The 25,040-nt window shown below is 63.5% G+C and carries 21 protein-coding genes; 8 read left to right on the top strand and 13 right to left on the bottom strand.

The annotated features are described in order from the left end of the window. Entirely contained in the window at window positions 1-405 is a 405-nt protein-coding gene (locus tag FFI89_RS34000) for a YccF domain-containing protein (RefSeq protein WP_138831801.1), read from the bottom strand. 187 nt (window positions 406-592) lie between these two features. On the opposite strand from FFI89_RS34000, the gene FFI89_RS33995 reads away from it, so the two are divergent. Continuing rightward, window positions 593-1,672 carry an LLM class flavin-dependent oxidoreductase gene (locus tag FFI89_RS33995; RefSeq protein WP_138831800.1) on the top strand — a complete coding sequence of 360 codons (1,080 nt, stop codon included), beginning with the start codon at window positions 593-595 and terminating at the stop codon, window positions 1,670-1,672. 24 nt (window positions 1,673-1,696) lie between these two features. On the opposite strand, the gene FFI89_RS33990 is transcribed toward FFI89_RS33995, so the two are convergent. The 3 genes from FFI89_RS33990 to FFI89_RS33980 all read right to left on the bottom strand — a co-directional run bounded on the left by FFI89_RS33990 (window position 1,697) and on the right by FFI89_RS33980 (window position 7,964). Continuing rightward, complete coding sequence (locus tag FFI89_RS33990) at window positions 1,697-4,786, bottom strand: EAL domain-containing protein (RefSeq protein ID WP_138835957.1); 3,090 nt, start codon at window positions 4,784-4,786, stop codon at window positions 1,697-1,699. A gap of 237 nt (window positions 4,787-5,023) precedes the next feature. Then, window positions 5,024-6,799: a bifunctional diguanylate cyclase/phosphodiesterase gene (locus FFI89_RS33985; protein ID WP_138831799.1), complete on the bottom strand. Its 1,776-nt coding sequence runs from the start codon at window positions 6,797-6,799 to the stop codon at window positions 5,024-5,026. A gap of 202 nt (window positions 6,800-7,001) precedes the next feature. Then, window positions 7,002-7,964 carry a sensor histidine kinase gene (locus tag FFI89_RS33980; protein ID WP_138831798.1) on the bottom strand — a complete coding sequence of 321 codons (963 nt, stop codon included), beginning with the start codon at window positions 7,962-7,964 and terminating at the stop codon, window positions 7,002-7,004. A gap of 185 nt (window positions 7,965-8,149) precedes the next feature. Here FFI89_RS33980 and FFI89_RS33975 point away from each other — a divergent pair, with 185 nt between their 5' ends. After that, entirely contained in the window at window positions 8,150-8,986 is an 837-nt protein-coding gene (locus tag FFI89_RS33975) for an SDR family NAD(P)-dependent oxidoreductase (protein ID WP_138831797.1), read from the top strand. Between the two features lie 120 nt (window positions 8,987-9,106). Continuing rightward, the gene (locus FFI89_RS33970) at window positions 9,107-9,607 is read left to right on the top strand and encodes a cupin domain-containing protein (RefSeq protein ID WP_138831796.1); all 501 of its coding nucleotides are present in this window, start codon (window positions 9,107-9,109) and stop codon (window positions 9,605-9,607) included. 19 nt (window positions 9,608-9,626) lie between these two features. Here FFI89_RS33970 and FFI89_RS33965 read toward each other — a convergent pair whose 3' ends face one another. Next, window positions 9,627-11,003, bottom strand: a complete 1,377-nt coding sequence (locus FFI89_RS33965) for a cytochrome P450 (protein ID WP_138831795.1) — start codon at window positions 11,001-11,003, stop codon at window positions 9,627-9,629. A 279-nt stretch (window positions 11,004-11,282) separates the two neighbouring features. Then, a complete protein-coding gene (locus FFI89_RS33960; protein ID WP_138831794.1) occupies window positions 11,283-12,524 on the bottom strand; it encodes an LLM class flavin-dependent oxidoreductase in 1,242 nt (413 codons plus the stop codon). A gap of 232 nt (window positions 12,525-12,756) precedes the next feature. Between FFI89_RS33960 and FFI89_RS33955 the strand changes: the two genes are divergently transcribed. The 3 genes from FFI89_RS33955 to FFI89_RS33945 all read left to right on the top strand — a co-directional run bounded on the left by FFI89_RS33955 (window position 12,757) and on the right by FFI89_RS33945 (window position 16,369). Then, entirely contained in the window at window positions 12,757-13,464 is a 708-nt protein-coding gene (locus tag FFI89_RS33955; RefSeq protein ID WP_138831793.1) for a VOC family protein, read from the top strand. Window positions 13,465-13,599: 135 nt separating this feature from the next. Then, the gene (locus FFI89_RS33950; protein WP_138831792.1) at window positions 13,600-15,012 is read left to right on the top strand and encodes an MFS transporter; all 1,413 of its coding nucleotides are present in this window, start codon (window positions 13,600-13,602) and stop codon (window positions 15,010-15,012) included. A 118-nt stretch (window positions 15,013-15,130) separates the two neighbouring features. After that, a complete protein-coding gene (locus tag FFI89_RS33945; protein ID WP_168213132.1) occupies window positions 15,131-16,369 on the top strand; it encodes a PHB depolymerase family esterase in 1,239 nt (412 codons plus the stop codon). 19 nt (window positions 16,370-16,388) lie between these two features. Here FFI89_RS33945 and FFI89_RS33940 read toward each other — a convergent pair whose 3' ends face one another. Then, on the bottom strand, window positions 16,389-16,700 hold the full coding sequence (locus tag FFI89_RS33940) for a hypothetical protein (protein WP_138831790.1): 312 nt from the start codon (window positions 16,698-16,700) through the stop codon (window positions 16,389-16,391). Window positions 16,701-16,890: 190 nt separating this feature from the next. Here FFI89_RS33940 and FFI89_RS33935 point away from each other — a divergent pair, with 190 nt between their 5' ends. Next, window positions 16,891-17,268 carry a helix-turn-helix domain-containing protein gene (locus tag FFI89_RS33935; protein WP_138831789.1) on the top strand — a complete coding sequence of 126 codons (378 nt, stop codon included), beginning with the start codon at window positions 16,891-16,893 and terminating at the stop codon, window positions 17,266-17,268. Window positions 17,269-17,296: 28 nt separating this feature from the next. On the opposite strand, the gene FFI89_RS33930 is transcribed toward FFI89_RS33935, so the two are convergent. Beyond that, window positions 17,297-17,977, bottom strand: a complete 681-nt coding sequence (locus FFI89_RS33930; protein WP_138831788.1) for an MBL fold metallo-hydrolase — start codon at window positions 17,975-17,977, stop codon at window positions 17,297-17,299. Between the two features lie 144 nt (window positions 17,978-18,121). Beyond that, window positions 18,122-19,243, bottom strand: coding sequence for a VWA domain-containing protein (locus FFI89_RS33925; protein WP_138831787.1), 1,122 nt, complete (start codon window positions 19,241-19,243; stop codon window positions 18,122-18,124). A 197-nt stretch (window positions 19,244-19,440) separates the two neighbouring features. Between FFI89_RS33925 and FFI89_RS33920 the strand changes: the two genes are divergently transcribed. Continuing rightward, window positions 19,441-19,926, top strand: a complete 486-nt coding sequence (locus FFI89_RS33920) for an MmcB family DNA repair protein (RefSeq protein WP_138831786.1) — start codon at window positions 19,441-19,443, stop codon at window positions 19,924-19,926. 147 nt (window positions 19,927-20,073) lie between these two features. Here the strand turns inward: FFI89_RS33920 and FFI89_RS33910 are convergent, their stop codons facing one another. From FFI89_RS33910 to FFI89_RS33895, 4 genes are all read right to left on the bottom strand, one after another. Beyond that, window positions 20,074-21,201, bottom strand: a complete 1,128-nt coding sequence (locus tag FFI89_RS33910) for an acyl-CoA dehydrogenase family protein (RefSeq protein ID WP_138831785.1) — start codon at window positions 21,199-21,201, stop codon at window positions 20,074-20,076. A gap of 4 nt (window positions 21,202-21,205) precedes the next feature. Further along, window positions 21,206-22,396 carry an acyl-CoA dehydrogenase family protein gene (locus FFI89_RS33905; RefSeq protein WP_138831784.1) on the bottom strand — a complete coding sequence of 397 codons (1,191 nt, stop codon included), beginning with the start codon at window positions 22,394-22,396 and terminating at the stop codon, window positions 21,206-21,208. A 494-nt stretch (window positions 22,397-22,890) separates the two neighbouring features. After that, window positions 22,891-23,445 carry an ActR/PrrA/RegA family redox response regulator transcription factor gene (locus tag FFI89_RS33900; protein WP_138831783.1) on the bottom strand — a complete coding sequence of 185 codons (555 nt, stop codon included), beginning with the start codon at window positions 23,443-23,445 and terminating at the stop codon, window positions 22,891-22,893. A 121-nt stretch (window positions 23,446-23,566) separates the two neighbouring features. Next, window positions 23,567-24,892 (bottom strand): ActS/PrrB/RegB family redox-sensitive histidine kinase, encoded by a 1,326-nt coding sequence (locus FFI89_RS33895; protein WP_138831782.1) that lies wholly within the window; start codon window positions 24,890-24,892, stop codon window positions 23,567-23,569. Between the last annotated feature and the right edge of the window lie 148 nt (window positions 24,893-25,040).

Here is a 25,040-nt window from a genome sequence, read left to right as displayed (position 1 = left end):
TCATGCGGGAACGATGACCTTGCCGATCGGCCACAGCGCGATGCCGGCAAGCTTCAGATGCGCCCACGCAAAGGGAATGCCGACAACGGTCACGGCCAGCACGACGGCCGTGACGACGTGCGCCAGCGCCAGCCACCATCCCGCCAGCACCAGCCAGATGATGTTGCCGATGACGCCGAGCGGGCCGGTGCCGACGTCCTCCTGTCCGGTATAGTCCGCGCGCGACACCGCCCGGGAGCCGAACGGGAACAGGGTGTAGGCCGCGATATTGAAGGCGGCCCGCGCCCAGGGAATGCCGACGATCGTGATCGCCATGACGACGGCTGCGACCAGCCAGCCGAACGCCATCCACGCGCCGCCGAGGACGATCCAGAGAACGTTCAGGAGCAATGAGACCGGTGACATGGCTTGAATCTCCATCCTGCCAAAGGCGCGATTAAAACCAGAATACGCCCCCGACGACATTGATTCAAATCAGAACCGTGCGGCGCGCCGTGAAGCGGATTGTCGCGGCTGGTATAGGCGTTAAACTGCTTCCTGTAACCTGTTATCAAGACGATCAAACGACAGGCACGTACGGGGAGAAGCGTCAATGCGTCCGCTCGAATTCGGCTGGTATCTGCCCACGCATGGCGACACCACCGCCTATGGCCTGATGGATGCGCAGATTCCCGGCTCGCCCGAACTGTGTGATCGCGTGGTGCAGGCGGCAGAAAAGGCCGGCTTCGAATATCTGCTGATCCCGGTCGGCTCGACGTGCTGGGAGGCCTGGATCTCGGGCGCCTTCATGGCGGCGCGTTCGTCGACCATCAAGCCGCTGATTGCAGCAAGACCCGGCTACATCAATCCGGTGCTGCTGGCGAAGATGATCTCGACCTTCGACCAGATGTCGGGCGGACGGATCTGCGTCAATCTGATCGCTGGCCAGAACGAAAGCGAAGTGGAAGGCGAGGGCGTGCGCTATCCCAAGGAGGAGCGCTACGCCCTGATGGAGGAGGAAGTCTCGATCCTCAAGGCGCTGTGGAGCACGCGGGGCCCGCTCAACTTCGAAGGCAAGTTTCACAAGCTGTCCGGCGCCCACATCCGGCCGCGCCCGTTGCAGCAGCCGTTTCCGAAATTCTATCTCGGCGGCGGCTCGCGCCAGGCCTGGGAGTTGTCGGCCAAGCATTCCGATGTGCATCTGTTCTGGGGCGACCTGCCGGAAAAGATCGCGTCCAATATCGCCGAAATCAGGCAGATGGCGCGGGCCCATGGCCGCGAGAACGATATCGGCTTCGGCATGCGGTTGCAGGTGATATGCCGTGAAGATGAAGCGGACGCCTGGGAGGCCGCGGACCAGCTGGTGCGCCACGCCACCGAGCGTCAGAAGCAGGAAATGAAGACGCTCTACAACAAGTCCGAGGCAAACCAGCGCGTGCAGCAGCTCGCGCGCGAACACGGCGACCTGCTGCTGCCGCATCTATGGACCGGTATCACCAAGGTCCGCCCGGGTGCGGGGATCGCCGTGGTCGGCAATCCCGCCCAATGCGCCGACACGCTGCAGCAGTTCATCGATGCCGGCTGCCATTCGTTCTGTCTGTCCGGTTATTTGCACGACGAGGAAGCCGAGCGGTTCGGGCGGCTGATCAGGCCAATTCTCGCCGAGAACAACCGCGGCCGCTGGGCCGCGTAGGCCTGCACCGACAAAGTCGGTGCGTCAGGCCGAAACGCGCGCCTGTTCGCCGGAAGCGCCGAGCAGCGGGCGTATCTCGCTGGCCGGCTTCGGCCGGCTGAACAGATAGCCCTGCATCTGGGTACAGCCGAGTTTGCGCAACACCTCGCGCTGGGCTTCGGTTTCGACGCCTTCGGCCGTGGTGGTCATGTTGCGTGCCGCGGCGATGTTCACCACCGCCTGCACGATCGCCGCCGAGCCGTCGACCTCGATATCGCTGACGAAGCAGCGGTCGATCTTGATCTTGTCGAACGGGAACCGCTTCAGGTAACTCAAGGACGAGAACCCGGTGCCGAAATCGTCGAGTGCGATGCGCACGCCGATGGCGCGAAGCTGATGCAAGATCGCGAGCGCGGTTTCGTCGTCATGAATTAGCACGGCTTCGGTGATTTCGATTTCCAGCCGGTCCGGCGACAGGCCGGAGACGGCGAGCGCGCGGGCGATCCGCAAGGCCAAAGTGAGGGACTTCAACTGCACCGGCGAGACGTTGACAGCGAGCCGGATCGCGGATGGCCAGGCGGCCGCCTCGGCGCAGGCGGTCTGCATCACCCAATCGCCGAGCTCGTTGATCAGGCCGGTGTCCTCGGCGAGTGGGATGAATTCGGCCGGCGACACCATGCCGCGTTCGGGATGCCGCCAGCGCAGCAGCGCCTCGCAGCCGCTCACCGCGTTGCTGCCGAGATCGACCAGCGGCTGATAGTGGATCTCGAAGCCGCCATCGATCATCGCCTGACGTAGATCCTGCTCCATGGTAAGCCGGGCCTTCGCGCGGGCGTCCATCGCCGGCTCGAAGAAGCGATGGGTGCGGCGCCCTTCGGCCTTGGCGGCGTACATTGCCAGATCGGCGCTCTTGATCAACTGGTCGAGTTCAGTGCCGTCCTGCGGCGCGAGCGCGATGCCGATGCTGGCGTCGGTCGACAGATGATGGCCGAGGCATTGATAGGGCTGGCGGATCGCGTCGTGAATCCGCGTCACGAATTCGACCACGTTGGCGCGGTCGCCGACCGCGGTCTTGATCACGGCAAATTCGTCGCCGCCGAGCCGTGCGATGAGGTCGGTCGGCTTGATGCAGCCCCGGATGCGGGCGGCGACAGCTTTCAACAATTCGTCGCCGACATGGTGTCCCAGCGAGTCGTTGATGCCCTTGAATTCGTCGATATCGATATAGAGCAGCGCGAACTGTTCGCCCCGAATGGCGTTCTGAAGTTCACGCTCGATCTGTTCGCGGAACAGTACCCGGTTCGGCAGGTCGGTGAGCGCATCATAATGGGCGAGATGTGCGATCTTTTCGTTGGCGTTCCGGCGTTCGGTGACGTCGTCGACGACGGTGACGATGTAGCTCGGCGCGCCCGCGGTATCGCGTATCACGAGTCGCTTGGAGGTGATGTAGGTCTTGCCCTTTGCCTGACTTTGCCAGACATGCTCGTCCATGAACAGGCCGCCGTGGGGGGATTGCAGCGCCTTCTCTTCGTCGGCCAGGATCCTGTCGGCGCCGGCCTTCGGAAACACGTCGAAGGCGGTCTTGCCGAGGATGAAGTCGCGCGAAATGCCGAATTGAGCCTCGGCCACGCGGTTGACCAGCAGATAACGGCGATCATGCACATCCTTCACCGTGATCTGCGAAGGAATGTGATCGATGATCTCGCGCAGGAAGGTCTGGTTGCGGTCGCGTTCCTGTTCGAGGTTGCAGCGTTCGGTGATGTCTTCCATCGTGGCGACCCAGCCGCCATGCGCCAGCGGCTTGCTGATCGCCATGAACGAACGCCCGTCGGTGCATTGCATGCTGGTCTGATCGACGGTGCCGTTTGCGATGTTCCGCATCACCCTGGAGCAGAATTCGTCAACGTCTCCGGAGAAGGACCCGGTGTCCTTGCGATGCTGCATCAGGTCGCGCAAATGGGCGCCCGGCTTCACGATCTCGGTCGACAGGCCGTACATGTCGATGTAGCGCCGGTTGAAGGTGACGACGCGCCCGGCAGGGTCGTACATCACCAGACCCTGGATCATGTTGTTCAGCGCGGTATCAAGCTGGCGTCGCTCCGCCTCCAGCCGTTGCTGCGCTTCACGGCTCTGCCGGGTGATCTGCCGGATGATCAGGAACAGAATCAGTGCGACCACCATCGCCGACAGCGCGGCGGCGGCGACCAGGAATCTGGTTTGTTCGCGCCAGTCCGCCAATGCGGCGGAGACCGTGTTGGTTACGATCACGACACCCGGGAAATGTTCCAGTCGCGCCGCAGAGCCGAGCCGGTCCGCGCTGTCGATCGGGCTTTGCATGCGCAGTGTCTGTGAAGCGCCGCTGGTCAGGACGCGCTCCAGCAACGGCGCGTTCCTGAAGTTCTGCCCGATCATCGATTCAACGCGCGGGTAGCGGGTCAGCAACGTTCCATCGTTGTGAAACATGGAAATCGTGGCGCCGCTCCCGAGCGCGATGGTTGCAAAGAATTTCTCGTAGTTGGCGAGGTTGATACGCCGCGTCATGACGCCGAGAAAGACCCCGTTCGCTCCGGTCAGCCGATGCGCAATGACGGTGTTCAGGGTGCCGCTGATCAGGCTCGGAATTGCCTCAGTCAGGATCGCCGGCGCCTGCGGGTCGGATTTGAACGTCTGGAAGTAGGCGCGGCCGGAAATATTGAGCGCAGGCAGGGGCGACGGCCTCGACCAGTTGATGATCGCGCCGTCGGAATCGAAAATCGAAATGTCGCCCAGATACGACAGCGCGCCGCCCTTGGACCTCAGGATCTCATGCGCTTCGAGACTCGAGACCCGGAATTTGAACGTTACGGGCGAGTCGATATCGGAAACGCGCAGCCGCAGGATGGTGTCGGCCGCGATCGCGTCGGAGTCCTCGAATTGCTGGTCGAAGTGGCGGGCGAGCAACTGGACGGTGTTCTCCAGCTCGCGCTCGCTGTTGACCAGCGCGCGCTCGCGGAATTCGGCCGTCATCATGATCGTGCCGACGAAGATCGCCGCGACCAGAAGCCCGCCGCAAAACGTTAGCCACAGCACCGGCCCCCGGATCGTCGCGGCCAGATGCCGACCGACCGCCCCGGCGCGGGCGCTGATGCCCCGCATGTAATGAAAGAGATCGCGCATGCCCCCTGCTCCCGGGAGCGTGCATACAATGCGCTGATGTCATAAGCGGTTAGGAAAACCGGTTACCCAAGGCTTAACCGGACGCGGCTGCGATTCCGCTGCCGGCTTGCTCAAAAGGGGGCGGGCCTGCCGTGCCCACCATATGACCCGACGCGTTCGATAGATGGTGGGCACGGCGCGAAGCGCGCCTTTGCCCGCGCTACGCCATCAACTGCATCAACGCCGATAGCCGCCGCTGCGCGAATAAGCGGGGCGGTTTTCCTGGGCCGGGCGGCTACTTAGGCTGGCGCGCGCTTCGCTGGCGAGCGGGGTGGCCGGCGTGAGGTCTTCCAGGAAAATCGGCCTGGAGAAATAATAGCCCTGCGCATAGCGGATCTTGGTCGCGGCCTGCAGATAGGCCAGCTCCTCGAAGGTTTCGATGCCTTCGGCAATCACGGTCATGCCGAGCGCTTCGCTCAAGGACTCGATCGCCCGCAGGATGCCCTGGCTGCGCGGGCGTTTATGGATGTCGGTGATGAAGGAGCGGTCGATCTTGATCTCGTCGGCGGTAATGTCGGCCAGCGCCGACAGCGACGAATAGCCGATGCCGAAATCGTCGATCGAGATGCCAACGCCGAGCTTGCGGAAGATCGGCAGGATCTCGTCCTGGAAATGTGTCTTGGTGACGAAGGCATCTTCGGTCACCTCGACCATGAAGCGCTTCGGAAACCCGGTGGCCTCGATCGCCTGCGCGAACGGCCGCATGAATTCGGGGTTGCCGGCCTGTTTGGCCGCGACGTTGATGCTGATCGTGGTATCGGGTCCGAAGGCCTCGTTGATCAGGTCGATCGACTTGACGATTTCCGCCAGCACCAGATGGGTCAGTTCGTCGATCAGGCCGAGCTCGACGGCCAGGTTGATGAAGGTGCCGGGCGCCTGAATCACGCCCTCATCGTCCCTCAGCCGCACCAGCGCCTCGATACCCTTGACCTCCCTGGTCCTGATATCGACCTTGGGCTGGAAGGCGCAGCAGAAGCGCTTTTCCAGGATGGCCAGGCGCAGCGACTGCTCGACCTTCATCCGCGCCAGCGCCTCCCGTTCCATGCTGGAATCGAAGAACACCGCGTCTCCCCGGCCGCCGTTCTTGACGCGGTACATCGCGATATCGGCGTTCTGGCGCAGCACGTCGTAGCTGCGCCCATGTTCGGGATAGAGGCTGACGCCGATCGAGGTCGAGGCGAAGATTTCGGACTCCTCGATGAAGAACGGCGCCTTCATCCGCTGCAGGATGAAGGCGATGAACTCCGCGACCTCGCTCTCGTCCTGGATCGGGTTCAACAGCAGCATGAATTCGTCGCCGCTGATCCGCGACAGGATGTCGGATTCGCGAAGATCGAGCCCAAGCCGCTTGGCCAACTCCACCAGCAGCGCGTCGCCGATCGTGTGACCATAGTAGTCGTTGATGTGCTTGAAATTGTCGACGTCGAGAAAGGCCAGCGCGAAATGACCCGGATCGTTGTCGCGCTCCAGCAGGCTGTTGACGCGATGTTCGATCACGCGGCGGGTCGGCAGGCCGGTCAGTTCGTCATAATGGGCCGAGCGGAATAGCTGGTCCTCGAGCGCCTTCTGCTCGGTGATGTCGGTGGAACTCGACAGCAGGAAGTTGCGGTCGGCGATCCGCACCGGCCGGTGCGACGTCAGAAACACCTGTTTGGTCTGGCCGCTGGTAACGGTCTCCTCCAGAACCGCCGCGCGGCCGGAACGGAGCAATTCAAGACAGGTCTCGCGACGGTCGCCGCCTTGCGAAGGCGCCGATGCGGTGGCCGTCATCTGCAGCAAGGCGGTGGCGGCATCGTTCGCCAGCAGAAATTCACCCTGCTCGTCCTGGACCGTCACGCCGGCCGGAAGCAGCCTGAAGACATCTCGCAGGGTATTCAATTCGGAATCGATGGTGCTTTCAGTTCCGGCCGGGATCGTGGCCGCCTGAAAGTCATGTTTATGGGGACTGTGCATGGCGGCGGAGAATGGCGAAGCCCCATATAGGTTTCGTTAAGTGGAACGGGGAAAAGCCATGACGCTGGCGCAGGTCGACGCGTTCAAAACAAGTCGCGTCGATCGTCATTAACAGAATCTCAACGCCGCTCACCTTGGCCTTGCGGTGGGAGGGCGGTTCGCGTGTTCGTTGTAGCGGTTCGGGCCGGGACCGCGGCTGTGCTCAGTTCGCCGGGATGTGGCACTGCATCGTGCAGTGGACGCCGGTCTTCAGGAAACTGATCTCGGTTTTGCCGTCGAACGCGCGCAGTGCCGATTGCAACAGCCTGGTGCCAAAGCCGGCCGCCCCGACATGTTCGATCGAAGGCCCCTCGGTCTCGTCCCAGGTCACGTTGAGGCGATCGTCCGACACCGACCATGACACCTGCAGTAGCCCGCGCGGGGAGGAAAACGCGCCGTATTTTCCGGCGTTGGTGGCCAATTCGTGAAAGATCAGCGCCAGACTGACCGCCAGCTTGGCCGGAAGAAATAGCCGATCGCCGTTCAGATTGAACCGGACATGGCCGTAGGGTCCGAGCTCCGACCGCAGCAAGTCTTTGATATCGCAGCCGCTGACGTCGACCCGGGCGATTAGGTCGTCGGTCGCCGACAGCGCGCGGATGCGGTGATCGATGCTGTCCCAGATCTGCGGCTGGTCCTGCAGCACCTGGTGCAACACGGCGTGGATCGTCGATGTCTTGTTTTTCAGCCGGTGCTGCAACTCGTCGACGAGGAGTTTGCGGTATTCCTCCTCCTCGGTCAGGCGTTTCGAGATCTCCCGTTGCTGGGCCACGATCGTCCGGTAGTGCTCGACCCCCCAAATGGTGAGGCCGCAGACCGCCCAGAAGATCAGCAACAGCGCGAACCTGGCGGAATCGGCCAAAGCGCCGCTGAAATTGATGATGACGCCGAGCATGCCGCCCGCGACGGCGGCTCCGATGCCGATCTTGGAGCCGCCGACCGCAGTTGCGAAGAATACCGCCGGGAAGTAGGGCGTGAAGAAGACATCGGGGCGGATCTGGGCCAGTCCCCACCGCGCCACGGTCGCCAGCGCCAGGCAGAAGAGCGCAAATCCGGTGCTGAAAAGCGGCGAGGGCTGGGAAATTCCCTGCCAGCCGCGCCTGAACTCGTCGATCAATTTCGTCATCGTTGTTGTCACTTCACGTGATCAGCGAATCCAAAATAAGGCCGAGCCTGACGGAAGTCCGGGATTTCTCCGTGACCTGGCGCGGCAAGCCGGTTGGCGGCGGCCGATCTGGCCGGAGCAACCGCCGCTTGCCTTGTTGCCGGCGGACGGGAATATTGGCCTCAACGATAAACGGGGATAACGACATGGGACGGCTGGACGGCAAGGTCGCGGTAATCACCGGCGCGACGAGCGGCATCGGACTGCATACCGCGGAGATATTCGTCGCCGAGGGGGCGAAAATCGTGATCGCGGGCCGCCGCGCCCCGGAGGGGGAGGCGCTGGCCAGGAAGCTCGGCGCCAACTGTATCTTTCGCCAGACCGATGTGACCGTGGAAGCGCAGATGCGGGCGCTGATCGCGCTGTCGGTCGAAAAATTTGGCCGCATCGACTGCCTGTTCAACAATGCCGGCGGCCCGGCCCAGACCGGCGGCATCGAGGGCCTCGAGGTCGAGCGTTTCGACGCGGCGATGGCAACATTGGTGCGCAGCGTGATGCTCGGAATGAAGCACGCCGCGCCTCACATGCGAAAGCAGGGCTCCGGCAGCATCATCAACAATGGCAGCATCGCGGGCCGGCTAGCCGGCTTTTCGTCGTCGATGGTCTACGGCGCGGCCAAGGCCGCCGTCATCCATCTCACCAAATGCGTGGCGATGGAGCTCGGCGAAGCCAATATTCGCGTGAACTCGATCTCACCCGGCGCGATCGCGACCGGCATCTTCGGCAAGGCGCTGGGCCTGTCGGTGGAAGCCGCCGAAAAGACCCCGGCCGTGATGCGCGAAGTCTACAAGGCAGCGCAGCCGATCCCGCGCGCCGGCCTGCCCGAGGATATCGCGCATGCGGCAGTGTTTCTCGCCAGCGACGAGTCCTCTTTCATCAACGGTCACGATCTCGTCGTCGACGGCGCGATGACCGGTGGCCGCAACTGGAGCCAGCAGCAGCAGGGCTATGTCGCGCTGCGCAAGGCGTTCGACGAGGGGTAGGGGTAGAAATTCCGATGCTGTCATTCCGGGATGGTGCGTAAGCACCAGACCCGGAATCTCGAGATTCCGGGTTCGATGCTTTGCATCGCCCCGGAATGACAGACTAAAACTGGAAGAAAAATGTTCGTAACATTGCGGCCCGCATCAACAATCGACCTCCACCCACTCTATCTCGCCGCCATCGCCGGTCTCGCCTGCGCTCTTGTCATCGGCAAGGCGATGCCGTCGACGATGGACGCGATCTCGGCGATCGTCGAACCGCTCTGTGCCAGCAGCGATCCTGCCGGTTCGACGCTCGACACCGTCGAGCCGATCTCTTCCCATGCGCTGCCGAACGTGCCTGGCAAACGCGTGACGATCGTGCGTGTGTTCTACGGCCCGGGCGGCTTTACCCGCGCGCACCGGCATGCCGGTTCTGTCACCGCCTACATCACCAAGGGGGAAATCCGCTCGCAGCTCGCCGGCGGCCCGGTCGAAACGTTCAAGGTCGGCCAGTCGTTCTTCGAGCCGCCCGGCGCCACGCACCTGGTCTCGGCCAATGCCAGCAACACCGAGCCGGCGGAGCTGATCGCCGTGTTCGTCGCGGATGAGGGTGCGCAACTCACGACGTTCGTGGAGTGAAAGCGCTTTACGCGCAGCGTCACACCGGCCTGATCACCACCCGCAGTCCGTCGCGCGGCTTCGGGATTGGCCACATCTGCCAGTCCGGTTTGTAGCCGGGCTCCAGCGAGACGCTGAGATTTTGCAGGAAATGCCGTGCGAAGCATTTGGCCTGCATATAGGCGAAGTGCAGGCCGAGGCACATATGCGCGCCGCCGCCATACGGCACCCAGGCAAAGCGATGGCGGTTGCGTTGCGCCTCCTCGGTGAAGCGAAGCGGATCGAATTTTTCGGGCTCAGGCCAGAACTCAGGCATGTGGTGGGTGAACAGCGGGTTGACGCCGACCATCGTGCCGGCGGGGATCGCGTAGCCCTTGAAGGTGAAATCGCGAATCGCGCGGCGCGGCATCGAAGGTACCGGCGGTTTCAGCCGCAGCGCTTCCTTGAACGCCATCTCGGCGAGCGGCATGGCTTCGAGATTGTCGAAGCTCGTCGGCGCGCTTGCGGCGATGCCGAGGCTAGAGACCTCGTCGCGCAGCTTTTGCTGCCATTCCGGATGAGCGGCCAGTTCACCGACAAACGACGTCAGCGACGAGGTCAGCGTGTCGTGCGCCGCCATCATCAGGAAACTCATGTGATCGACGATGTCCTGCGTCGTGAGCAGGGCGCCGTCTTCGTGGGTGGCATGGCAAAGCTGCGAGAACAGATCGTCGCCGCCGCCCTTGGCGCGGCGGATCGGGATCTGTTCGGAGAAATAGGCGACGATGCGCTTGCGGCCCCGGACGCCGCGCGCCATCGGCGTGCCGGGCAGCGGTTTCCGGATCACCGCGACCGAGGCGGCCACCATGTCGACAAAGGCGTTGGTGATTTCGTCCACCTCGGGACCGATGCCGGCGCCGAGAAAGGACGTTGCCGCGAGATCGAGCGTGAGCTGCTTCATCGCGGGATAGAACAGCATCGGTCCCGGCTTCGCCTTCCACTGCGCAACGCGCGCAGCGATGCCGGTGTCGAGCTCCGCCAGATAGGATTTCATCGGGCCGGACTTGAACGCCACCGACAGTGCGCGCCGGTGCAAACGATGCTCCTCGAAATCGAGCAGCATCAATCCGCGCGGAAACAGCAGCCCGAGGATGCGGCCCCAGCCGAGCGTCGAGGAGAATTGCTTGGCCTGGTCGAACATCACCAGCTCGTTGGCGTCGGGGCCGAGCAGGACCAGGCTGGTCTCGCCGAACAGATGGCTGCGATAGACCAGGCCATATTTGGCTGAAGACCGCTCGACCTGCCCCTTGGGGTCGGCGAGCACATCCAGCGTCTTGCCGATCAGCGGCCAGCCCTCGTCACCCGGAATATGCGTCAGTGAATTGCGCCGCGGCGGGGTGAACGTATAGACGGGGGAAGCCACAGACTGCATCGACATGGCAATTGCTCCGGTTGACCCTCGGGCCGCGAATAGTATCCACCGGGACGGCGGCTTTGTCGCGGCTGAATATTGCCGCGCCGGCGCGTGATAACCCGGCCGGGTAAATAACTCTTTGTTTCTCTGCCGCAAAGCGCGGGTGTAAGGGCGGCACCGGCCAGCCCAATCGCGTCACAAAGTCGCGAGCCGTGCTAGGATCATTGCGAGAAATAGCCGGACCACATGAAAACGGCGCGGAGGATATCCGCGCCGTCCCCGTTTGCCTGAACGCCGCGGCAGTTATGCCTTCTGCTTCGCCGCTGCCTTCTGCAGGTCCGGCGCGTTGACAGAGGGGATCGCCAGCCGACCGGGGCCGGTGAGCGGCAGGGCCGCGGCGGCCTTTTCGTTTTCCATGATCTTGGCCATCACAGCTTGGCCCGCGCGCTCGAACACGGCGCGGTTCTCGATCAGGAATGTCTGCGACTCCCGCAATTTCCTGACATAGCCGTTGATCTCCGGGACCACGTAGCGCGCGACCATGTCCCAGCTACGGCGGGTGTTTTCCGGATTGGCCCAGTCGTGCACGAAGCCGATGATGGTGCCGACGCCGCCGGACACGTCGATCAGGTTCTTGATGGTTTTGACCAGGTCGTCCGGCGTGCCGATGGTGGAGGCGGCGTTAGGGCCGCCGGCGGTCTTCTCGACGGCGTCTTCCGGCGAGGAGAACGGTTCGACGCCCGGCCGCTGCAGTGTGCGGACCGTATATTCGTTGTGCCAGCGCATCAGCCCGGGGCCGGCCTCGCGCTCCGCCTGTTCGCGGGTTTCGGCAATGTGCCAGGAGAGCAGCACGCGCCAGTCGGCGCGGCTCACGGTGGTGCCGGCCTTCTTCGCCGCGTCCTCGGCAAAGCCCCATTGTGTCGGCAGCGCCATCAGGCCCTGCGTCGACATCGAGCCGAGCGAGATGATGCCGATGCCGTATTTGCCCGCCAGCGTCATGCCCGACGGCGAGATCTGCGACGCCACTACGCAGGGCATGTCTTCCTGCAGCGGCAGAAGCTGCAGCGCTGCGTCGTTCATGGTGAACCAGTCGCTCTTGGCGGTGACCCGCTCGCCCCTGAACAGCCGGCGGATGATGCCGAGCGCTTCGTCCTGGCGATCGCGCTGCGTCATCGGATCGATGCCGAGCGTGTGCGCATCCGACGCCAGTGCGCCCGGACCGGAACCGAACAGCGCCCGGCCGCCGGTCATGTGGTCGAGCTGCACCATGCGCTGGGCGACGTTGAAGGGATGGTGATAGGGCAGCGAGATCACGCCGGTACCGAGCTTGATGCGCTTGGTGCGTTCGCCGGCGGCGGCGAGGAACATTTCCGGCGAGGCGATCATTTCCCAGCCCGAGGAATGGTGCTCGCCGCACCAGAATTCGTCGAAGCCGAGCGCGTCGATCTGCTCGACGAAATCGAGGTCGCGGCGGAATTGCAGCATCGGATGCTCGCCGATCGGATGATGCGGGGCGAGGAAGGCTCCGAATTTGAGGCGCGCCATGGGGATTTCTCTCCGGATTTATTGTTCTTTGGAATTGCTCGGGACCAAACTACGGGGTGGGGCGGGGCAAGGCAATCCTCGAAGCCCGCGGCCCGCGCATGGTTGTCGCGCGAACTCTATATTTGACGCGTTTTCGTGGCGCGAGCCGGCCGCCACTTCGCTGGAAAACGCTATGGATGTGACATACCGTCGCCCGGAATTGGCTCGCAGCGCCGGGTAAGGAAAAGGCATCATGAGACTGGCGAAACCCCGCATCGATATCGGCTTTGCCACCAACAACGCGCCGGCGGCGTTGGCGTTCTGGCAGAACGAGATCGGCCTGCCGTTCGACCACACCCAGCCGATCCGCCGCGGCTACAAGCAGCATCGCCACGACCTCTGCGGCTCGATCCTGAAAATCAATCAGGTCTATGAGACGCTGCCCGACAACCCGCCATCGGGCTACCTCGAACTGCTGATTGCGCGCGACGGCATCGCCGCGCCGGCGCCGATGACGGATCCGGAAGGCAATCGTGTTGCGCTGGTGCCAAAAGGCATGTTCGGGATCGAGCGCATCGGGATACGTCTCGGCGTTCGCGACGTCGATGCGCATCGTCGCTTCTACACGCAGGCGCTCGGACTGAAGGAGGGCGCGCCTGCCGGCGTTGATGGTGTGATGACCTTCCTGGCAGGCGACACGGTGCTGATCGTAGAACCCGCAGCCGATGCGCCAGATGATGCCGCCTTCGAGGGCAAAGGCTGGCGCTACATCACCTTTCAGGTGTTCGAGGTCGATCGCGAGCACGCCCATGTGCTGGCCCATGGCGGCCGCGAAGCGCGGGCGCCGGTGACGCTCGGCACCACCGCGCGAATTTCGATGGTGCGCGATCCCGACGGCAACTGGATCGAGCTGTCGCAACGCGCCTCGCTCACCGGATCGCTGGAGCCGGTCGCGTCCTAGACCGCCGAATGGGTTGCAGGAATCCCCGATTCAGATGCAGCAATCGGGCAGGCTTCTCTTACCTCCGGGGTAATCGCCGGGATGACCGGAATCTGTAACCGTTGATGCAACAGATTTCGGACAAGGCTCTTCGCCATGCATCAGATTGTTTCAGCTCCGGTCGATTCCTCGCGCCGCTGGCGGGTGCTTGCGACTGTTGTCGCGGCGCAATTCATGTTCGGGGTCGATGCCTTCATCGTCAACGTGGCGATCCCGACGATTGCGGCCGAGCTGCACGCCGGCGCGGCGCAGATCGAGGCGGTCATCGCCATCTACCTGATCGCCTACGCGACGCTGGTGGTCACCGGCGGCCGGCTCGGCGACATCTACGGCACCCGCAACGTATTCGTCGCGGGTGTCGCCGGCTTTACCGTCACCTCGCTGTGGTGCGGCCTGGTGCAGTCGGGTCCGGAATTGATCGTCGCGCGGCTGGCGCAAGGTGCTACCGCGGCGTTGATGGTGCCGCAGGTGCTGGCCACCATTCATCTGTTGTTCGCGGACGCCTCGCGCGCCCGCGCCTTCGGCATCTACGGCATCGTGCTGGGACTGGCCGGCGCCGCAGGCTTCCTGCTCGGCGGCATTCTGGTGACGCTGGATCTTGCCGGGCTCGGCTGGCGCGCAGTGTTTTTCGTCAACGTGCCGTTCGGCGCTGTTATCATCGCAGCAGCCCTGCGGATCATGCCGATGGCGCCGCGCCGTGCCGGCACGCGGCTGGATATTCCAGGCTCGATCGTGCTGTTTCTCGGACTGTTGTGCCTGATCGGCCCGCTGCTGTTCGGTCATGACGTGCACTGGTCAGCCTGGGTCTGGCTGGTGATGGCGGCGGGCGCCGCGATCATATGTGCCTTCGTGAAGCTCGAACGCGCGGTGGCCGGCCGTGGCGGCATGCCGTTGATCGATCTGTCGCTGCTGTCGGACGCCGCCTTCATGCGCGGTCTCGCCGCCGTATTCTTTTTCTTCTTTGCCAACCTGTCGTTCTATCTCGTCATGACTGTCTTCATGCAGCGGGCGCTGCATATTCCGCCGCTGCAGGCAGGTCTCGTCTTCGTGCCGCTGGCGCTGACCTTCGTGATCGCGTCGCGTCATGGCGGCGCGCGCGCCCGTCATCGCGGCACGCTGGTGCTGATCGAGGGCTGCTGTGTGCAGATCGCCGGCCTTGCGGCGCTGGTGGCTTTGGTCGAATCGGCCGGTGCGCCGTCGGCGATGTCGCTTGCACTGGTGCTGACGATCTTCGGTTACGGCCAGGGGCTGGTGATGGCGCCGTTGTCGAGCGCCGTGCTCTCGTCGGTGAAACCGGTGAGCGCAGGCGCAGGCTCCGGCATGTACGGCACGACCGCGCAGATCGCCAACGCCGCGGGCGTTGCGGCGATCGGAGCGGTATACTTTGCGGTTGAAGTCAGTCAGTCGGCACGGCTGGCATTGTTGGCCGCATGCGCGTTGTTTGGGCTGTCGATCATCACATGTGCCGCATTTCTGACATGGATGCGGCGCGCGACCGTGACAAATTGACGTCAACAACGAAAATATGATTCAGGGGAACGACAGCACACGGCCTTTTCATTTTGCAGTGCAGCAACTATCTGTTCTGAGTGACGTTACTAGAACGATCGCCCCCAGGAGCTGCAATTTGTCCCTCGCCCAGAACGTCGAATTGATGCGACATTTTTCGAAGCTAAGCGGGTTCAATGGCTTGGGAGCCTATGGACTGAGCGCATCGTCGGCTGTCCGCAGCCCGCTCGTCGAAATGACCGGATTCGGCACCAATCCGGGCGCGCTGAAGATGCTCGCGTTCGTACCGGAGCACCTTCCGCGGACGCCTGCCCTCGTCGTCGTGCTGCATGGCTGCGGCCAGACGGCCGCCGGTTACGATGTCGGAACCGGATGGTCGACGCTTGCGAAGCGCTATGGCTTTGCGTTGCTGATGCCGGAACAGCAGGCAGCGAATAACGCCAACACCTGTTTCAACTGGTTCAATCCGGGTGACATCGCGCGCGGGCGCGGCGAGGCGGCTTCGATCCGGCAGATGATCGCGCGGATGGTCGCCGAGCACAAAATCGATTCGCGTCGCATCTACGTGACCGGACTCTCCGCCGGCGGCGCCATGGCGTCGGTGATGCTCGCGACCTATCCGGAAGTGTTCGCGGGCGGCGCCGTGATCGCCGGCCTGCCGTTCGGCATCGCCAGCAATGTGCGGGAAGCGCTCAGCGGCATGATGCAGTCGTCGCCGCGCCCCGCGCGTGAACTCGGCGACCTCGTGCGCAAGGCCTCGAAGCACAAGGGCCCGTGGCCGAAATTGTCAGTGTGGCACGGCAGCGCCGACCGAACGGTCAATCCGGCCAATGCCAACGAGATCGTCAAGCAATGGCTCGACGTGCACGGGCTGCCATCGGCGCCGATGTCGACAGCCAACGTCGACGGCTATCCGCGCGATGTCTGGTGGAATGAAGAGGGCGAGACCCTGGTCGAATCCTACACCATCACCGACATGGCCCACGGCACCCCGCTGGGGCTCGCCGACGGCAGTGACGAAAACTATGGCACCGCGGGCGCGTTCATGATCGAGGCCGGCATTTCGTCGTCCTATCACATCGCGAATTTTTTCGGCCTGACCGAACGCGTCAGCCAGCCCAACGAAGCTGGCAAGCTATCCCCGGCGGACGACGCGAAGCCGGCGCCAAAGCCTGCGGCACCGGTCATTCCGTCGGCCGCCACGGCATCCCTGCAGTCACCGGATCTTGCCGCCACGCTGTGGCCGCGGACAACGTTAATTCGCCCGGTCAAGCCGCGGCGCGCATCGAAGCGCAACAGTATCGACGTCAGCAGCGTCATCACGCGGGCGCTGACGGCCGCGGGACTGATGAAATAGCCACGCGCGGCCGCGGCGTTCAGGCCGCGCTGGTTTCGGCGATCCATTCGATCGGCGTTACCGTGACGTCGCCGCCATCGGCGACCTGCCGGGTCTTTTCCGTATAGTGCTTGAAGAAGTCGCGCTGCTGCAGCGTCTTGACCGCCTCGTCGTCGACGGCCGAAGCGAGGTGGAAATAGCCGGCATCGTCGCGCTGTTTCAGACAGCGGTAGACGATCCGCCCCTTCAGTTCCGGATCGTTGTCGAGTGCGGAAATGAAGCGGGCAATTTCACGGTGCCAGTCCTCGGTGGTGCCGTTGGCGAACCGGTATCTGATCATGAAATGCTTCACCGATGCCTCCTCTGGTTCTGTCGGGCTGCACCGGACATCTGGCGCGCTTGTGCGCATCGGCGCAAGTACGGACAAAAATGTCCATATGGACATTCTTTCCACGGCTCCTATCCTGCGCGACGAAAGCGTTTTCAAGCGAAGTGGACGCCGGTTCGCGTCAAGACAAGCGAATGCTTAGTGGAGGTCTGCGATGGCGAAGCCAAGGACGGCGCCGGCCTGCGGCTGCCCGGTCGCGGCATTTCAGAAAATGATCAGCGGCAAATACAAGCTGCGCATCGTCTGGGACCTCAAGGATGGTCCGCGGCGCTATGGCGAAATCCGCGCCGGCCTGCTGCGCGGCATGATAGGCAGCGCTGAGATCGCGCCGCGCGTGCTGAGCCGCGAATTGAAGGCGCTCACCGAGAGCGGACTGATCGATCGTAAGGATTTTGGCGTGGTGCCGCCGAAGGTCGAATACCGCCTGACCCGCAAGGGCCGGACCTTCGTGCCGGTGGTTGCCGCCATCAAGGACTGGGGAACGCGCCACCTCGCAGAGGCGAACGCGTCCGAGATGATCGCGGCGGAGTAGCCAGCACCGTTACGACGCTCGCTGCCTATCACATCTCGCCGGTGATGAACGGGTTGGTCATCCGCTCCTGGCCGATGCTGGAGCCGGCGCCATGACCGCAGATGAAGCCGACATCGTCGCCGAGCGGCAGCAGCTTTTCCTTGATCGAGTTGATCAGCGTAGCGTGGCTGCCGCCGGGCAGGTCGGTGCGCCCGACCGAGCCGTTGAACAGGACGTCGCCGACATGGGCGAAACGCAATTCCTTGTTGAAGAACACCACGCTGCCCGGCGAATGGCCGGGGCAATGTAGGATGTCGAAGGTCAGGTCCCCGATCGAGACCTGCTCGCCCTCGTCGAGCCAACGGTCGGGTCCGAAATTGCGCACGCCGGTCATACCAAAACGCTCGCCGCTCGAGACGACATTGTCGAGCAGGTATTTGTCGGCAATGTGCGGGCCTTCGATTTTCACCTGCAGCGCGTCGCGCAGCTCGGCGGCGCCGCCGACATGGTCGATATGGCCGTGGGTCAGCCAGATCTTTTCGACGGTGACGCCGGTCTGCTTGATCGCTTCCAGAATCTTGGGAACGTCCCCGCCGGGGTCGATCACCACGGCCTTCTTGGAAGGCTCGTGCCAGATGATGGTGCAGTTCTGCTCGAACAGCGTCACCGGCACGATGATCGCGCCGGCCTTCGGCTGGGTCCCGGTGGGGGTCTCGGTTTGCTGGTTCATGGCGGCAGATTGCCGATTTTTGGCCTTTCGCCAAGGGGAAGATTCGGGAGGCTGTGTCATTCCGGGATGGTGCGTTAGCACCAGACCCGGAAGTTCGAGATTCCGGGTTCGATGCTACGCATCGCCCCGGAATGACACTGAAATCTACCGCTTGATCTGCGCTTTCAGCGTATCCTCGACCACGCGGTCGAATGATGACGCCTTGGGAGAGGCCTTGGCGCGCTGTTCGGCAACGTATTTGTCGCGCTGGGCCACCAACGCGCCGAGCTTCTCGTTGAGCTCCTTGCGCTGGCTCATCTGCCTGTTGACCTCATCGAGGCGCGCTTCCGGCTTCATCGCCCGCAGATTGTCGGGAAGGTCTTCGTCCTTGATCGCGGAAAAGCTGTTGCGGCCGGCGTCGATGTCGGCGACGAGGTCGCCGCCGCCGGTGACGGCTTCCGAGGTCGATCGTGCGCGCTTGTTGATATAGCTCGCCATCTCCGACGCCTGTGACGGGGCTGCGGCCGCCAGCCGCGACAACTGCTGCGTCTGGTCCTCGGTGCGCTTCTGCAGGGCGCGCGGGCCGTAGGGGATCACGGTGCCGTTGATCTCCCGCTGCAGGATAATGATGTCCTGGTCATAGGGTGTTTCGATCACGACGATCTGCCCGCCGTCCTGCGGGATCGGAATGAAGCGGCCGTTGCCGTTCTGGGCGATGTCGCGCCAGACCCGCTCGGTATCGGCGGCGTTGCCGGCGAGCACCGCGTTGACGATGATGTCCTTCTGCTTCGCCACCGACAGCGTCACCGGATATTTGGTGTCCTGCGCATAGTCCATGTGCGGCGGCGCGTCGCCGACCAGGAACACGATCCGCCTGGTGTCGCCGCCCTGGGTCCATTGCAGCTTGTTGACGGCGACATCGAGCGCCTCGTTGACGCTCTCCGGCCAGTCGCCGCCGCCGCGCGCCTTGAGTTCCAGCAGATTGGCGTAGAGATCCTGGATGTCGTTGGTGAGCTCGACCTTCCTGGTAACGTAGTCATCGCCGATGTCGCGGTAGGCGACGAGGCCCATCCGGATATCGGCGTCAGGATTAGAGTCGACGATCGCGGTCGCTATCGACCAGATCTTGCGCTTGGCGCCTTCAATCAACCCGCCCATTGAACCGGTCGTGTCGAGCACGAACGCGACTTCGACCGTGGGTTTGGCAGATGCCGCCGACAGGCCGGCGGACAGTGGAAGGGCTGCGAGCGCGAATGCGAGAGAGCGAAGCGCGGTGGATGACTGCATGGTTCTCCTCCAGTGTTTCGTCCCCTGGAACCCAAGTTCCCCCGGCTTCACGGTGGCGTGTGGTCCAAAACAAGGCGGGCCGGGGTCGGATTTGTGGCTGGCTCAAGCGTGATCCGGAAAAGTGGGAGCCGGTTTTCGCTCGGACAGAGCGGGCGGACAGCTGTTGGACGGTCCGGAATCGGGTAAGGTTCGAGCGTATGGAATCGCCCGCCCGCCAGATCAGCCTCGTACCCCCGCCGGATGGCCGCCAGTCGGAAACGGCGCTGGCGGTCGCGCGCGGCACCGCGCGGCTGTTACGATCGCTGGGCTTTTCCTGCATCAGCGAATTGCCGCTGCCGTCCGGCCGGCGCGCCGACCTGGTGGCGCTGAACGAGCGCGGCGAGATCTGGATCGTCGAGATCAAGTCATCGCTGGAAGACCTGCGCGCCGATCAGAAATGGCAGGACTATCGGATGCATTGCGACCGGCTGTTCTTTGCCTTCACGCAGGACCTGCCGTGCGAGATCTTTCCGGCAGACACCGGCCTGATCATCGCCGACGCCTATGGCGCGCATCTGCATTGCGAGGCGCCCGAGCACCGCCTGCCCGCGCCGACCCGCAAGCTGATGACGGTGCGGTTCGCGATGGCCGCGGCGCAACGGATCAACCGGCTGGTCGATCCGCAGGGACATGGAGAGTTTTAAAGGAGGCGTCGAGTCGAGGCCGTGCATCGACTCGATGGCCTTTGGCTAGAGCGTTTTCCAGCGAAGTGGGCACCGGTTCGCGTCAAGAAAACGCGTCAAAACAAGAATCTAGAGCCCCGTTCCGATTCAATCGGAACGGAAAAGGCTCTAACCAGGCGGCAGCAACAGATCGGCAAGCCGTCGCCGATGATGGGCCGCATCGCCAAAAGCATATTGCAGCCAGAGCGCGCGGCGCAAATACAGCTGTGCGTCGCAGTCGTAGGTGAAGCCAAAGCCGCCATGAAACTGGATGGCCCGGTCGCCTGCGAAAACAAAGGTGTCTCCCGCCTCCACCTTTGCCATCCGGAGCGCGACTTCGGCATCCTCGCCGGCCGCGACCAGGGACGCGGCGTGGTAAACATGCGAACGCGCGCGCTCCAGTCCGACGAGAATCTCGGAACAAGTGTGCTTGAGCGACTGATAGCTGCCGATCTTCCGTCCAAAGGCCGTTCGCGTATTGAGGTATTCGACGATGACGTCCAGCGCGCCGGCAATGCCGCCGGCCGCCTCGGCCGACGCCAGCAGGAGTGCACAGTCGCGGATGGCCTTGAGCGCGGCGCGGGCCTTTTCGCCCGTGATGAGCGACGAAACCGGAACATTGACTCCGTTCAGGTCCAGGCTGAAGGCGCGGCGGGTTTCATCGATCACCGTCTCCCGCGTCTTGCGCGGGAGATCCGCGGCCTTGACGATCGCGAGCGCCGGCGCGCCATCGAGCGAAACCGACGCCAGAACAAAGTCCGCGACCGCGGCGTCGCAGACCAGCGTCTTGGTTCCGCTCAATCGCGCCGCATCGCCCGCGATCACCGCCGCGCATTCGAGATGATCGAGGTTCCAGTCACCGTCGCTTTCGAACAGCGCCACCGAGCCGATCGATCCGCCGCAGATCTTCGGCAGGATGTCGCGCTGCTGCTGATCGGAGCCCCCCGCCAGCAAGGCCTGCGTGAACAGCTGGGTGGAGACGAACGGGGTGCCGGCGAGGTGACGGCCCATCGGCTCGACGATGACGGTAACGTCCGCGAGCGAGAGCCCGCTGCCGCCGAAACGTTCCGGCACCGCGATGCCGAGCCAGCCAAGCTCGGCAATCTCGCTCCAAAGCTCCCGATCGACGCCGGACTCCGACGCGATCTGTCTGCGAACGGTCGCCGTCGGACTTTTCTCGCGGAAGAAAGCAGTCGCGGTGTCAAGCAGCATGGTCTGCTCTTCGGTGAAGGTGATCTTGGTGCTGAGTTGCGACATCACATCAGTCCTTCGGGAGTCCGAGCACGCGCTCACCGACGATATTGGCCTGGATCTGGCTGGTGCCGCCGCCGATCGTCGAAGAGAACGAATTGAAATAGGAGCGCTGCCACAGGCCACCGTCGATTGCCTGGCTGTCGCCGACGAAGCGCACGGCATTCGCGCCCTGTAGTGACAGGGCAAACTGCAACATTCGTCGCCGATGCTCGCTCACGCGCAATTTCTGCGACAGCCCGAGCGCGGTCGGCCGCTCGCTGCACAACGCGGCGATCTCGCCGCGCTTGGCGCACAGCCGGTCGCCCTGATCTTCCACCATGAAGCGGACGATCTGGTCGCGGATCGCGGGGTCCTCCAACGCCGGTCGGCCGTCGCGCCGGGAGCGGCGCGCGAGCTCGACCACGTCACCGAGGCTGAGCGCGACGCGGCTGACACCGCCGCCCTGTCCGCCGGTCACGCCCCGTTCGAAGGTCAGGGTCAGCATGGCCATCTTCCAGCCCTCGCCTTCATTGCCCATCATGCACTCGGCAGGGATGCGCGCGTCGGTAAAGAAGGTCTGGTTGAAACCGTATTCGCCGGTCAGCTTCTTGATCGGCTGCGGCTCGATGCCCGGCGTCTTCATCGGCACGAGGAAGAACGAGAGGCCATCGTAGCGCGGCTTCTGCGGATTGGTTCGCGCCAGCAGGATCATGTATTTGGCGTAGCTGCCGAGGCTGGTCCAGATCTTCGAGCCGTTCAGGACATAGTCGTTGCCGTCGCGCTTTGCTGCGAGTTGGCTGTTGGCGAGGTCCGAACCCTGGTCCGGTTCGGAAAATCCCTGGCACCAGATGTCGTCGGCGTTCAGGATGCCCTTGATGTAGCGCTTCTTCGCTTCTTCAGTGCCCCGCGCCAGAATCAGCGGGCCGGCCCAATTGAGGCCGATGGTGTTGGGGACGAACGGCACCTTCTGCTTCGCCATCTCGGCGTTGACGATGTCCTGATAGGCTTGCGGCTTTCCGTGGCCGCCATATTCCTTCGGCCAGGCCATGCCGAGATATCCGGCGTCATAGATCTTGCGCTGCCAGTTACGCAAAAATTCGAACTGCGCGTCCGACCCGACTTCCATGAAGGATTCGGGCAACAGAAAACCCGGATTCGCCGGCCGGTTCTCGCGAAACCATGCCTCGACCTCGCGCCGGAATTCGTCAAGCTCACTCATCGGGTCGTCGCCTCCGGGTCGCTATTATTTCAGGTCACCATTATTTTATTCATTGCGCGGTCAGGACGAGAGGTCGCGCAACGCGGTGACCTTAATCCGCATCTAGCGGACTATGCAGGAGGATGCACGTATAAAAGCGCTGCTCGGCGGCCTCGCGGGCGACGCCGATCGCAATCGCCGTCGCGGCGGCGCGGAATATTGCCGTAACCGTCGAGGAATATCCCGCATGACGGGAGACGGGCTTGCCACAGCGCGCAGCATTCCGCCGGCACGCGTCGACCCCTGTTGATGACGGCGCGCTTTGCGATGGCGGCGGCGCAACGGATCAACCGGCTGGTCGATCGGCCGAGGCATGGGGAGTTTTAGGGGGTTCCGTAGACGACCCTCATCCTGAGGAGCAGGCGAAGCCTGCGTCTCGAAGGATGTGGCCGAACTGTTTCGGGCCTCATGGTTCGAGACGGCGCTTCGCGCCTCCTCACCATGAGGGACAAGACTTACCGCGGCGCGCGCTTCGCCAGGATGCGCTGCAGGGTGCGGCGGTGCATGTTGAGCCGCCGCGCGGTTTCGGAGACGTTACGGTTGCACATTTCGTAGATGCGCTGGATGTGTTCCCAGCGCACGCGGTCCGCCGACATCGGATTCGACGGCAGTTCGGATTTTTCGGTGCCGCTGGCGAGCAAGGCCGCGACGACGTCGTCGGCATCGGCGGGCTTCGAGAGATAATCCACCGCGCCCATCTTCACCGCCGTGACTGCGGTTGCGATGTTGCCGTAACCGGTCAGCACGATCGCACGGGCCTCGGGGCGCTTGCGCTTCAACGCCGACACCACGTCGAGGCCGTTGCCGTCGCCGAGCCGCAGATCCACCACGGCAAAGGCGGGTGCCGCGCGGCCGATCTCGGCGAGACCGTCGGATACGCTGTCGCAGGAGGTCACCGCGAAGCCGCGGGTCTCCATCGCACGCGACAGACGCTCCAGAAACGGCTTGTCATCCTCGACGATCAGGAGTGAGCGGTCGGTGTGATCGTTCAGTTCGGCGATGGCGTTCAAGGTCAGGTATCCCCGTGTTGCGGACGCCTAAGATATGGCGTGGCAAGGTGGCGCTGCCAAGGCCGCCTATAGTCGGACTGGGGTGCCATTCATAATGCCAAGAATGGCTTCAAGAACAGTTCTAAGCCTCGGTTCCGCCTGCTGGCTCATCCGCCTCGAAGCGGTCGCGCGGCCAGGCGATCTGCACCACGGCGCCGTGATCGGGAAAGATCCGGTTGGAGAAGGACACCTTGGCGCCGGTTCGCTCAAGCAGCGTGCGGGCGATGAATACGCCAAGCCCGAGCCCGGAATGCTCATTTTGGGCCTCTTCTGCGCTGGGGCGTCGCGATAAATAGGGCTCGCCGATCCGTTTCAGCATGTCGGGCGCGATACCGGGCCCGTCGTCGGAGATCACGATCTCGACGCTATCGGCGTTCCACCACGCGTTCACCTCTACGGTGTTCCGTGCAAAATCGACGGCATTCTCCAGGATGTTGCCGACGCCGTAGAGGATCGCGGGGTTTCGTGCGCCGACCGGCTCGCGCGTGGCTGCGACAGCAAGCCGCACCTTGATAGCAACGCCGAAATCGCGATGCGGCGCCACCGTTTCTTCGATCAGCGTCGACAGCGGCATGCGGTCGAACGGCGCGCCGGAGGAGGAAAGCTGGGTGATCTTGGCCAGAATGTCGCGGCAGCGCTGCGCCTGTTCGCGCAGGGTTTTCAGATCGGCGGCGAGATGGTCGTTGTCATGAACCGTCTTCTCCAGCTCGCGCGAAATCAGAAAGATCGTCGAGAGCGGCGTGCCGAGTTCATGCGCGGCGGCGGCGGCCAGGCCGTCGATCTGGGTCAAATGCTGCTCACGCGTGAGGACCAGTTCGGTTGCGGCCAGCGCATTGGAAAGCTTGCGTGCTTCCTCGGTGACCTGGAACGCATAGAGGCTGGTGACGCCGATGGCGAGCAGGATCGAAAGCCAGACCCCAAGCAGATAGATCGGCGGCAGCACCAGCGGGTCGTCGCTGTCCCACGGCAAGGGCAAATGGAAGAACACCAGCGCCGAGGCGCAGGCGACCGCGAGGACGCCGATCGCGATCGTCAGCCGGATCGGCAACGCCGTCGCCGAGATCAGAACAGGCGCCAGGAACAGGAATGAAAACGGGTTCTGCAGTCCGCCGGTGAAGAACAGCAATCCGGCAAGTTCAACGATGTTGAGCGCGAGCAGACTTGCCGCGTAGACCGGCTCCAGCCGCTGCATCGGGTTGAAGGCGATCTGCAGCGCCAGATTGAGCAACGCCGAGAGGCCGATAATGGTGACACAGGGAATAACCGCGACGTCGAATTCCAGCCCCTGGGCGACGATGAAAATGGCGGCGAGTTGGCCGAGCACCGCGAGCCAGCGCAGCCGCAATATCGTATCCAGGCGGACATAACGGTGCGGATTTCGGAAGTCGGAGGCGGCAACGTCGGTCATTCCCATAGTTTAGCCGCGCGGGGACGCGATCACAAACCGGCGATGGCCCCAACCTGCGAGACGCGGCAAGAGGCCGCTGCTCGAGGACGAGGCGATGGATTGCCGATCTTCATGGTGCGGCGCGCGGCTCGAACCATGAAGCCCCGGG

Source organism: Bradyrhizobium sp. KBS0727 (assembly GCF_005937885.2).
Classification (GTDB): domain Bacteria; phylum Pseudomonadota; class Alphaproteobacteria; order Rhizobiales; family Xanthobacteraceae; genus Bradyrhizobium.
Note: the sequence above shows the minus strand (reverse complement) of the source record. Positions and strands in the feature narration are given on the sequence as shown.